The sequence below is a fragment of the Bordetella petrii genome, from assembly GCF_017356245.1.
Classification (GTDB): domain Bacteria; phylum Pseudomonadota; class Gammaproteobacteria; order Burkholderiales; family Burkholderiaceae_B; genus Bordetella_A; species Bordetella_A petrii_D.
In genome coordinates this window covers 1-1,192 of the sequence record NZ_JAFMZZ010000007.1, presented here as the reverse complement: position 1 = coordinate 1,192, position 1,192 = coordinate 1, and the positions used below count along the sequence as shown (strand labels likewise).

The window sequence follows — 1,192 nt, the reverse complement described above, 5'->3', positions numbered from 1 at the left end:
TTAGGCGATGATTTTGGCGACGACGCCGGCGCCGACGGTACGGCCGCCTTCACGGATGGCGAAGCGCAGGCCTTCTTCCATGGCGATCGGCGCCAGCAGCTTGACCGTCATCGACACGTTGTCGCCCGGCAGCACCATTTCCTTGTCCTTGGGCAGCTCGATCGAGCCCGTCACGTCCGTCGTGCGGAAGTAGAACTGCGGGCGATAGCCGTTGAAGAACGGCGTATGACGCCCGCCTTCTTCCTTGGACAGGATGTACACCTCGGCGGTGAACTCCGTGTGCGGCGTGATCGAACCCGGCTTGGCCAGCACCTGGCCACGCTCGACGTCTTCACGCTTGGTGCCGCGCAGCAGAATACCCACGTTGTCGCCCGCCTGGCCCTGGTCCAGCAGCTTGCGGAACATCTCCACGCCCGTGCAGGTCGTCTTCACCGTCGGCTTGATGCCCACGATTTCGATTTCTTCGCCAACCTTGACCAGACCGCGCTCGATACGGCCCGTGACCACCGTGCCGCGACCCGAGATCGAGAACACGTCTTCGACCGGCATCAGGAACGCGCCATCAACCGCACGCTCCGGCGTCGGGATGTACGTGTCCAGCGCCTCGGCCAGCTTCAGGATCGCCTGCTCGCCCAGCTCGCCCTTGTCGCCTTCGAGCGCCAGCTTGGCCGAACCCTTCACGATCGGCGTGTCATCGCCCGGGAAGTCGTACTTCGACAGCAGCTCGCGAACTTCCATTTCCACCAGCTCGAGCAGCTCCGCGTCATCGACCATGTCCGCCTTGTTCAGGAACACGATGATGTACGGCACGCCCACCTGGCGGCTCAGCAGAATGTGCTCGCGCGTCTGCGGCATCGGGCCGTCCGCGGCCGAACACACCAGGATCGCGCCGTCCATCTGCGCCGCGCCCGTGATCATGTTCTTCACATAGTCCGCGTGACCCGGGCAGTCAACGTGCGCGTAGTGACGCTTCTCCGTCTCGTATTCCACGTGCGCCGTGTTGATCGTGATGCCGCGCGCCTTCTCTTCCGGCGCCGCGTCAATCTGGTCGTAGCCACGGGCTTCACCGCCAAACTTGTTCGACAGCACGGTCGTGATCGCCGCCGTCAACGTCGTTTTGCCGTGGTCAACGTGACCAATCGTACCCACGTTCACGTGCGGCTTGGTACGTTCAAACTTGCCTTTTGCCATG

The 1,192-nt window shown here is 63.3% G+C and carries 1 protein-coding gene; it reads right to left on the bottom strand.

Annotation, left to right across the window (positions count from 1 at the left end; genetic code table 11):
- Positions 1-1,191 (bottom strand): elongation factor Tu, encoded by a 1,191-nt coding sequence (tuf, locus tag J2P76_RS23505; protein ID WP_207410701.1) that lies wholly within the window; start codon positions 1,189-1,191, stop codon positions 1-3.
- Between the last annotated feature and the right edge of the window lies 1 nt (position 1,192).

Coding starts and splice junctions, on each gene's coding strand:
- tuf (WP_207410701.1), bottom strand. CDS start 1,191: ATGGCAAAAGGCAAGTTTGAACGTACCAAGCCGCACGTGAACGTGGGT.